Below are 10,171 nucleotides of genomic sequence, written 5' to 3' on the forward strand. Positions count from 1 at the left end.
GGCTTAACGCGGCAGAACCGGCTGCGCGAAGCGGGAAGATCTTTCGTGGTTCGCCTGCGGGCCGCTTGGCCTGCACGGTGTGCGGCAATCCAGCGCGCCGGATTGCCGCCGGGTGCGCGTCAGGCGATGCGCTCGCCATCCCGCAGGATGGTGCCGCGCCCCTCACCCGCCAGGGTGAGACGCTGGCGGTAGCTCCCGTACCCGACCTCCACCGTGCGGGATGAGCGCGGCGACAGCGCGGGATTGGTGATATCGCGCCCGACCATCGACGCCGGCGCCGCGATACCCAGCAGGCCCAGGATGGTGGGGCCGATGTCGATCAGACCGACCGGGCTCACATCCTCGCCAGCCGAAACGCCCGGTGCGGCGAGGGCGATCAGGTTGGCCATCTCGCGACGGTGCAGCCCGCCGTGCATCCCGCCGCCACGCGCGAGGTCCTTGCCCACCAGCGGGCTGCTGCCCGGCAGCCCGAACAGGTCCGGTCCCGGTCCGCCACGCATTCCCACCAGCAACGGCGCGGAGCGTGGATGATCCGCATTCACCAGGGCAAGGTCGAAGGTGCCGGGGAAGCGCCCCTCCAACCCATTGCCGCCGTCCGACAACAGCATCCCGCACCAGGGCATCTCCTGCAGTGCGGCGGCGAGGCGGCCGAGGCGCGCCTCGTCACGCTCCGTCGGCCAGAGCCAGCACAGCGTTCCTGCCGCCACCGAAAGATCCGCTCCTGGGCGGTCCAGAGTGGCTTCGAAGCCCAGCTCCCGCAGCGCCGCCACGAGGTCGAAGCTCTCGGTAGTGCCGACATGACCGTGGTCGGACATGGTGATCACTGCCGTGTCCTCGCCGCCTGGGAGGCGCCGGATCGCAGCGAGCGTCCGCGCGAAGGCCTCGTCGGCCAAGCGCATCGCTTCGGCGGTCGCGGGCGTGTCCATGCCGCGGTAGTGAAAGGACCAATCCGGTTCCGTCAGCCAGAGGAAGGCGACGTCGGGCTGCAGCTCCGGGATGAGCACCTCGGCCATCGCTTGTCCCGCGTAGCGCAGGAAAGGGAGCTTGTCGGCCGGTGCCGTGGGTGGCGGGCCCAGCCGTTCCACAACCAAGTCCCAGGTGTCCGGCGTCTCGGTCTGGTCGCGACCCAGCACGCTGAAGACCGCGGAGCCGTTGTCCCGCGCCCGCGGATCCAGCAGGTAAGCGCCGCCCGAGGAGCCGCTGTGCACCAGCGCGAAACGACGTCCAGCCCCGGCCAGCGCGTCGGCGAAGCGCGGCGTCGCGGTGAAAGCGGCGCCGTGGTGGGCCGCGCCGCGCCGCATGTCGTCGGCCAGCGCCGTGTCAAGAAAACGACCCTCGCGCGCGGCGGGGTCGGGAAAGCCATTGTGGATGATGCCGTTCACCGCCGGCGGTGCACCGGTGCCGATCGCGGTGGCGCAGACGCGGGTGATCGAGGGGAACACCGAGGAAGCTTCGGTGAAGCGTCGCGCGCCTTCGAGGAAGCGATGCAGCGTCGGCATCCGCTCGGCCGTGACGACGTCGGGCCGCAGGCCGTCAAACAGAACCACGAGAACCCGCCGGGGGCGGGCGGCTGAGGAGTAATCACGTTGGTCGGACAAAGCTTCGTTCCTGGATCGAGGCGTCCCCTGTCGTGGACGTCGTGCATGGTCGACCTATCAGGGCAAAGCTTCGACCTCATGAGGCGAATCCATGACATTGCAAAACCGCACCGAACTTGTTGTCGCGAGACGGCGCAATCTTCACCGAGATGTCGTGTCACTCCCCATGCTGAGCCCGTAATCATTCGACTTCACGTTGGCCGAAGCCGCGCAAGTCAGCAAAAGCCCACACGGCGCCGTGAGTGCTAGGGGAGCTGTCACCATGCCGAGTATGCCGCTGATCGTGGCGCATCGTGGTTGCTCCGCGCTGCACCGGGAAAACTCCCCCGCCGCCTGGGACGCTGCGGTCGTTGCGGGCGCTGACTACGTCGAGGTCGATCTGCGCGTTTCGGGCGATGGAGTAGTGGTCTGCTGCCACGACGCGGACCTGCGGCGCCTCATCGGCCGTTCCGCAGTCGTCGCGGAAACAAGCGCCCGGGATCTGGCAACGCTCTTCTCCGGCGGCCACCCGGCCGCGCCACCGCTGGACATGCTCTTCGCGAGCTTGCCCGGTGACGTGCCGCTGCTTTTCGACATCAAGGACGAACGCTCCCTGGCGCTGGATGTCATCTTGCAGGCACTCGCGCAGTATTCCGACCGCGAGATGCTGCTGGGGCTGCACGCCCCAGCCTCCGTCGGTCATGTCCGGGCGGCGGGTTGGTCTCGGCATGTCCTGGGCTTCCTGAAGCCCGGCAATCCGGCGGCGGAAGAAAGCTTCTTCGACGCCGGCGGTGACGTGCTGCGCATCTGGGAGTGGGATGCCACGGCCGGCCGCCTCCAGCGCGAGGCCGCGGCAGGGCGGCCGGCCTGGATCACGATGGGCGAGGGCAATACCGGTCGGCGGGTCGGAGATCACGGCGCGGATGCGCTGCTGCGGATGGCGGAGGAGGGCGCCGCTGCATTCCTGGTCAACGATCCCCTGGCCACCCGTCGTGTGCTGGCCGGCGCCGACGCCGAGCTCCGCTGAAGCGGGGGGGCGTCTGCCGACGGCTGGTGTCCCCCGAGCCGTGCGGGCGAAGTGCTCCAGTGCGAGCGCGTCACATGGTCTTCACCCTGCTGCCTTCGACCTGTCGCCTGCCTGTCACGCACATCGGTCATGCTCCGGCAACATCAGGCTCCTGTGGGGCCTGTAGCGGTTTGACTGGATAGCTTTCCATGCCCTTGACGCGACGCACCCTGCTTGGGACTCCCTTGGCCTTGTCCGCCATGATGGTGGCGCCCACGGTGCGAGCACAGGCCGACGGACGCCCAACCCTGCGGATTGCCGTGGCGGAACTGCCGCCGACCCTGGAGCCCGCGAAGGAACTCAGCAACGTCGGTACGCGCGTCACCTACTCGGTGTTCGATACGCTGATCCGCCGTGACTTCCTGAGCTCCCCCGACGGTGGCGGCTCGCGCCTCGTGCCGCACCTGGCGACGGAGTGGACGCGCAACGATCCGCAGGAACTCGTGGTGAAGCTGCGCCGCGGCGTGCGCTTCCACAACGGCGATGAGATGACGGCGGAGGACGTGGTCTTCACCTTCGCCCGCATGACCGGCGATCGGCCGCTGCTGACCGAGGCACGGTCCTACTTTGACACCCTGGCTTCCGTGGAAGCGCTCGATCCTTACACGGTGCGCTTCCGTACGCGGGTGCCGGACGTGCTGCTGGAACAGCGCCTGGCGTCTTGGTGCTCCTGGGTCGTGAACAAGCGTGCTTATGAGGCGCTGGGGATGGACGGGTTTGCGCTGGCTCCGGTCGGCACCGGCCCTTACAAGCTGCGCGAGATGCGGCGCGACCAACTGATCGCACTGGACGCTTTCGACGACTACTGGATGGGCCGACCTACGGCGCGTGCGGTGGAGTTCCGCGAGATGCCCGAGGTTGCGGCCCGGGTGGCGGCGCTGCAGTCCGGCGATGTGGACCTGATCACCAACCTGCCGCCGGATCAGGTCGATGCGCTGCGCAACATGTCCGGCATCGACCTGCGCTCCGTGGTGCTGGCGAACGTTCACGTCCTCGTCTACGACGCACGGGGCGCGGCCATGGGCGACAAGCGCGTGCGGCAGGCGCTGTCGCTGGCAATCGACCGGCAGCTGCTGGCGGACACGCTGTGGAACGGCACCGCCGTGGTGCCGCCCAGTCACAACTTTCCTGAGTACGGCGACATGTTCTTGCAGGGCCGCAGCCTGCGCCATGATCCGGAGCGCGCGATGCAGCTGCTACGCGAGGCGGGCTACCGTGGCGAGGAAATCGTCTACCGCACGCAGCCGAACTACTACACCAACGCGCTCAAGGCCGCTCAGGTGCTGGTGGAGATGTGGAAGGCCGTCGGTGTCAACGCTCGCGTCCAAGTGGTCGAGAACTCGTCCCAGATGCGTGCGGCAGGATCGCAGGTCAGCAACTGGTCGAACTCGACGCGGCTGCCGGACCCGCTGGGTTCGCTCTGGATCGCCTGGGGACCGGGCGGCTTCCCGCAGGCGGGCAAGGGCTGGACCTCCACGGAGGCTTTCAACCGCGCCGGCCGGGCACTGGAAGCGGAAACGGATCTCGGGAAGCGTCGGGAATACTTTGCAGCCATGCTCGACGCCTGGGAGGACGAAGCGCCCGGGACGATCCTGTATCAGCCGGCAGAGTTCTACGCGGTGCGCAAGTCGGTGCAGTGGCGACCCTACACCTTCTACTTCATGGACCTTCGCCCGGATAACCTGCGCTTCGTGTAAGCAGGGGGGGGGCGGGCCGGTTCTGCGCCTGAGGGTAGGGGTTGCGATGTGCCTCAGGCATCGTCGCAACCCACCACGGCCTACACAGCCCAGGTGAGGGAGGGCGGCGGCAAACGGCTAAAACGGCGCAGAAGCCATTACCGCCAAGATCCGTGAACAAGCCTACCAAGTAGCTGCGCATGTGACGGGAGATCCAGCGCCTCCCGCCGTGCAAGCAGAAGCAGGCAGACATGTCGGTCCGGAACCGCTTCAGCCTCGCCGCAGTGCCGAGGAACACCAGTCCATCATACGCGACCAATGCGCCATGCCTGGCCGAAAGGGCGATGCGGCGCATGGCACGATCTCACGGAGCCAGGGAGCGGGCACCGGTTAAAGCTTCCGGTGCCTGTTGCTTCAGAAGACCTGTCGCAGCAGCACGTAGAGCGACCCGGCGATCACCATCGCGGCCGGCAGCGTCATGACCCAGGCCAATGCCATGTTGCGGATCGTGCTCCACTGCAGGCCGGATCCATTGGCCGCCATGGTTCCCGCCACGCCGCTCGACAGTACGTGAGTGGTGGATACCGGCAGGCCGTAGCCGTCGGCCAGCCCGATCGTGGCCATGGCCACGATCTCGGCCGAGGCACCCTGGGCGTAGGTGAGATGCGTCTTGCCGATCTTCTCGCCCACCGTCACCACGATGCGCTTCCAACCAACCATGGTACCCATCCCGAGGGCCAGGGCCACCGAAACCTTGACCCAGGTCGGGATGAACTTGGTGCCGCTGTCGAGCGAGGAGCGCAGCGAGCGCAGCTTGGTGGCTTCCTCGTCCGAGAAACCCTGCGGATGCTCGCCCATCACCCGCACCGCGTCGGAGGCAAGGTACATGTCGTTGCGCACGTTCTGCGTCGCGCTGGCCGGCACCGCACGGATGGCACCGTAGTCGCGTACCTGACGGGCGATGTCGCCCGTCAGCACCGCCAGGGCGGCGTGGACCTCAGCATTGTTGACCTCGCGCGTCTTGAGGGCGTCACCGACCTTGGCACGCGCCGCGGCCGGGTCGGGGGGCGTGGCCGAAGGATCGGCGTGGGCGCGGAACACGCCCTGCGCATCCTGGGTCGCCTGCAGGAAGGCGGGCGTGGTGCTTTCGGGGATGGCGCGATTCAGGGCATAGGCGGTGGGCGCGGCGCCGATCAGGATCAGCATGATCAGCCCCATGCCCTTCTGTCCGTCGTTGCTGCCGTGGAAGAAGGAGACGCCGGTGCAGGTCAGCACCAGCAGGGCGCGGATCGGCAAGGGCGGCGGCTGGTTGCCCTCGGGCGCCGCGTAGAGGGCGCGATTGCGGATCACCATCTTCATGGCCAGCAACAGAAGGGCGGCCAGGATGAAGCCGATCACCGGGCTGAACAGCAGCGACTTCAGCACGCCGACGGCCTGTGCCCAATCCACGCCCGAAGTAGCCGAGCCTCGCGGCGCCAGCCACTGGTTCGCCAAGCCGACGCCCATGATGGAGCCGATCAGCGCGTGCGAGGAACTGTTGGGCAGTCCCATCGCCCAGGTGCCCAGGTTCCAGATGGCGGCCGCGATCAGCAGCGCGAAGATCATCGCGTAGCCGGCACCGCTGCCGACCTGCAGGATCAGCTCCACGGGCAGCAGGGTCACCACGGTGAAGGCCACCGCGCCGCTGGAGGTCAGCACGCCGAGGAAGTTGAAGCAGCCCGACCAGATCACCGCCGTGAGCGGCGGCAGGCTATGGGTGTAGATCACGGTGGCCACCGCGTTGGCGGTGTCGTGGAAGCCGTTGACGAACTCGAAGCCCAGCGCGATCAGCAGCGCGAGGCCGAGTAACACCAGTGCACCCACGGCGAGGCCATGCTCGCCCACGTTCTGGATGTCGGTCGTGATGCTCCAGGCGGCGTAGCCGAGGCCAGCCACCAGCACCAGCAGGAAGGCGACGCCGCCGTACCTGTGGGGTTTTCGATCTAGGTCTGGGCCGGACGAGCGGAAGTCGCCCGTTTGGGCGTCGAGTGTGGCATCGGACATGTCGCATTCCAGTGGCCGTGAGTGGTCAAGCTTTGCCGCAACGCCACGAGGAAGGCTCGTTGCAATCCCGTGAATATTGCGACTGTAGCGGGAAGTTCACGGAGGTGCAGAAGCACACTCCGTCGCGTGCGGCGCTGTGATGCGGCACCGTTTCGGCTTCTGGTACGGGGTAGGATTGTTCGCAGTTTCACGGCAACATCACACAAAAAGGTCCGGAATGGGCCGATAGCGCCCGCGTTGACGCCGCTTCTCCGGAGAGCCCCGGCCTTGTTCCGCTACCACCTGACCGCCATCCTTGCCTTAAGCCTTGCCAGTCCCGCGATGGCGCAAACACTGCGGGATCAGAACTCGACCGAGCCCAGCTTCGGCCAGCCCACCGATGGTGGTGCCACGCCATCGCAGGGACAGTCCTCCGGCCAGGCGCAGTCCAGCACGCAGGCGCAAAAGCCCGCGAACGGGCTGGCCTGGCGCAACGACCGACTGACGCTGACGCTGGCCGACGGCGACTTCACGATCTCGCCGCTGCTGCGCTTCGACCTGGACGGGGTGTCCTTCTTCGACCAGCACTCGCCCAACGGCTTCGACAGCGGCACCCAGGTGCGCCGCGGCCGCGTCGGCGTGCGCGGTACCTTCCTTCGCGACTTCGAGTACAACGTCACCTGGGAATTCGGCAGCTATCCCAGCCGCACCAACACGCTGTTCGAGGCGCAGGTGGCGTGGAACGGCCTGGGCTGGGGCACGGTAAGAGCCGGTACCTTCACCATCCAGCACCTGCCGGAATACGCGGCCAGCTCCTACGACCTGCTGTTCCTCGAGCGCGCATCCATCACCAACATCGTAGCCAGCCTGGCCTCAGGCGACACGCGTGAGGCGGTGGGGCTCGAGGCGCGGGGTGACCGCTGGAACACCAGCGTTTACGGCACCGCGGGCGTCACCTCGACCCTGCACGACAACAAGCAGCGCGGTCTGGTCGGGCGCGCCGTGGCGCTGCTGGTGGACAACCCGGTGGCACAGTTCCAGCTCGGCTTCGACGGGGCGGCGCAGTTCGACCCTGGCACCAGCCCCGGGGCGGACAGCATCCGCCTGCGCGATTATCCCGAGCTGCGCGGCGACAATGCCAACCGCTTCCTCGACACTGGCGGCATCCGCGCCAAGGACGCCTATGCCTACGGACCGGAGGCCGCGGGCAAGATCGGTCCCGTGTACCTCGAGGCGCTCTACCAGCATGTCGTGGTGGACGTGCCGGGTGCGGGCTCGCGCGACTTCGACGGCTGGTACGTGCAAACCGCGGTGCCCCTGGTCGGACCGCCGCGGCAGCGGGTGCGCAACACCGGCACCTGGTCGCGCCCCCGCACGCAGGGCCTGATCGACCCGCTGAACGGCAACTGGGGCGCGCTGGAAGCGGTCGGCCGCTACAGCACTGTCAGCCTGCGTGACGGTGTTGTGCGCGGTGGCGAGCAGAGCATCTGGACGGGCGGCCTGAACTGGTATCTTTCGCCAAACCTGAAGGTCCAGGCCGAGTACGAGAACGGCAAGATCAACCTCGACACCCGCAACCGTGACTTCCAGGCCTTCGGCATCCGCCTGGCCTTCAGCATGTAATCCCATGCACCGCTGACGCGCCCCGGCCCCACGGGCCCGGGTTCGTTCTTCGCTCGGCGGTGCTCAGCGCGTTGTTTCCTGTCGCAAAACCGCTTCTGGTAAGCGGTCTCCCGACAACACCGTGGCGGCATCGCGCACACGGACGGGCACGGAAGCGGCGACGCCATCGGCGTCCAGTACCGTGACCCGGTAGAAGCCGGCGGCCGGAGGTGTCCAGTTGGCTTCGCGTCGCGCAGGCTCCGAGGCAATCGGCACGCCATCCACCAGGAAATGCAGCGGGCGGCGGCCTCCCTGCACGCGCAGCGTCACCGCCTCGTCACCCGGCAGCACGGCGCCTGCGGGCGGGAACAGCAGGCGCAGATGGTCCGGGGCCTCCCCACCCGCCACGAAGCGCGGGCGTACCGGCAGCGGGGACAAGGGTGCGGGGGGCAGCAGCGAGAAGAGGCGTGACAGGATTGGCAAGGCAAGCGCGCGGCCCGTGGCGCCCGGCATCGGCGTGCCGTCGGGCCGCCCGACCCAGACAGCGGCCACATGGGCCCCGTCGAAGCCCAGGGACCAGGCATCGCGTCCACCCCAGCTGGTGCCGGTCTTCCAGGCAATGCCCATGAGACCGCCGCCAGGAAAGGGCTGCACCAGCACCTGCGCCACGGTCGCGGCGGCCCGGGCCTCGAGGACAGGGCGGGTTTCCAGCGGCGGGCCGGGAATGACACGGAGCGCGGCGCCGCGCCCGCCATCACCCAGCGCGGCGTAAAGAGCCCCCATCTCGCGCAGGGTGGTGCCGGCGCCCCCCAGCGCCAGTGGCAGCGATGGGTCGGCTCCTTCCGGCAGGCGCGGCGGGGCGCCCGCCAGCTTCATGGCGCTCGCGAAGCGCAAAGGCCCCAGGCGGTCGAGCAACGCCACAGCGGGCAGGTTGAGCGACATCCGCAGCGCCTCGGCCGCCGTGACGCGACCGGTAAAGCCCCGGTCGAAGTTTTCAGGCGCGTAGGTGCCGAAGCGTCGCGGCAGATCCGCCACCACCGTACCAGGCGCGATGAAGCCTGCCTCGAAGCCCAGGCCATAGAGCAAGGGCTTCAGAGCCGACCCTGGCGAACGCACCGCCCGGCTGAGATCGATCGCCCCGGCGCGCTCCCGATCACCCCAGTAGCCGCCGGACAGCGCCTGGACCTCCCTCGTGCGCAGGTTGGCCACGAGCAGCGCCACGGAAACATGAGGTGCCAGGTTCCGACGGGTGTTCTCCGCCAATTCCTCCACCGCGCGCTGCAAGGGCTGGTCCAGCGTGGTGAGGATACGTCCGGACCGAAGGCCGGGGGTGTCGCCACCGGTGCGAGCCGCCGCCAGCTCCCGCGACAGGTGCGGCGCCAGCGTCGGCATCGGAAAGCGATGCCGCGGCACGGGTTGGGCCGCGGCTGCGAGGAGATCCTGCGGCGTCAGGGCGGCCTCCGCTCCGGCAGCCGCCCGGGCACGACGCAGCAACATGTCGTCCCGGGCCACCCGCGCGGCCTCCGGATGACGGTCGGGACGCAGCTGGTTGGGGCGGCGCGGGATGGCGATCAGCAGCGCAGCTTCAGCCGGTGTCAGCTGTGCGGCCGGCCGGCCGAACCAGCTGATGGCTCCGGCACGCACCCCCTCGATGTTGCCGCCCTGGCTCGCCAGCGTCAGCCAGATGCCCAGGATCTGGTCCTTGGAGAACCGCCGCTCCAGTTGCATGGCCCGCAGGGCCTCGACCAGCTTGGAGCGCAGCGTACGGGGGCGGGGCTCCAGCAGGCGTACCGCCTGCATGGTCAAGGTCGAGCCACCCGAAACAACGTGCCCGCTGCGCACCCACTGTGCTGCCGCGCGCGCGAGCGAGAGCGGATCGACGCCGAAGTGCCAGCGGAAGCGACGGTCCTCGGCCGCCACCAGCATCGCCACCAGCGCGGGCGGAACATCGCCGACGCTGGCTGGCAGCCGCCATGTGCCGCCAGGGGCGGGCAGCACCGAGAGGGTGCGGCCCTGACGGTCCACCACCTCCTCGCCCACGACTTCCAGGCGTCGCAGGTCAGGTGGAAAGGCCCGGTCCAGGACAAGCAGCGAGGCGGCGACGCAGAGCAGCAGGGCCGGCACCAGAACCCAGCCGGAGGTGAAGCGCGCAGGCGATGTTCGTGGTGAGGGAGCAGGGCGTGGATCGGCGGCTGACGATGGGCGCGCGGCATCGGACCGCGTCCCGG

6 protein-coding genes are annotated in these 10,171 nt (G+C 68.6%); 3 read left to right on the plus strand and 3 right to left on the minus strand.

Features of this window, described 5'->3' with window-relative positions; translation table 11 throughout:
- Positions 1 to 119: 119 nt before the first annotated feature.
- On the minus strand, positions 120 to 1,598 hold the full coding sequence (locus ACFFGY_RS00470) for an alkaline phosphatase family protein (RefSeq protein ID WP_377042375.1): 1,479 nt from the start codon (positions 1,596 to 1,598) through the stop codon (positions 120 to 122).
- A gap of 262 nt (positions 1,599 to 1,860) precedes the next feature.
- Here ACFFGY_RS00470 and ACFFGY_RS00475 point away from each other — a divergent pair, with 262 nt between their 5' ends.
- A complete protein-coding gene (locus tag ACFFGY_RS00475) occupies positions 1,861 to 2,604 on the plus strand; it encodes a glycerophosphodiester phosphodiesterase (protein WP_377042376.1) in 744 nt (247 codons plus the stop codon).
- Positions 2,605 to 2,792: 188 nt separating this feature from the next.
- Positions 2,793 to 4,340 (plus strand): ABC transporter substrate-binding protein, encoded by a 1,548-nt coding sequence (locus ACFFGY_RS00480; RefSeq protein ID WP_377042377.1) that lies wholly within the window; start codon positions 2,793 to 2,795, stop codon positions 4,338 to 4,340.
- Between the two features lie 393 nt (positions 4,341 to 4,733).
- Here ACFFGY_RS00480 and ACFFGY_RS00485 read toward each other — a convergent pair whose 3' ends face one another.
- On the minus strand, positions 4,734 to 6,362 hold the full coding sequence (locus ACFFGY_RS00485) for an inorganic phosphate transporter (protein ID WP_377042378.1): 1,629 nt from the start codon (positions 6,360 to 6,362) through the stop codon (positions 4,734 to 4,736).
- 267 nt (positions 6,363 to 6,629) lie between these two features.
- Here ACFFGY_RS00485 and ACFFGY_RS00490 point away from each other — a divergent pair, with 267 nt between their 5' ends.
- Positions 6,630 to 7,964 (plus strand): OprO/OprP family phosphate-selective porin, encoded by a 1,335-nt coding sequence (locus tag ACFFGY_RS00490; RefSeq protein ID WP_377042380.1) that lies wholly within the window; start codon positions 6,630 to 6,632, stop codon positions 7,962 to 7,964.
- Between the two features lie 63 nt (positions 7,965 to 8,027).
- Here the strand turns inward: ACFFGY_RS00490 and pbpC are convergent, their stop codons facing one another.
- Positions 8,028 to 10,067 carry a penicillin-binding protein 1C gene (gene pbpC / locus ACFFGY_RS00495; protein WP_377042382.1) on the minus strand — a complete coding sequence of 680 codons (2,040 nt, stop codon included), beginning with the start codon at positions 10,065 to 10,067 and terminating at the stop codon, positions 8,028 to 8,030.
- Between the last annotated feature and the right edge of the window lie 104 nt (positions 10,068 to 10,171).

Origin of the sequence: Roseomonas elaeocarpi, assembly GCF_042433915.1 — a bacterium.
Classification (GTDB): domain Bacteria; phylum Pseudomonadota; class Alphaproteobacteria; order Acetobacterales; family Acetobacteraceae; genus Roseomonas; species Roseomonas elaeocarpi.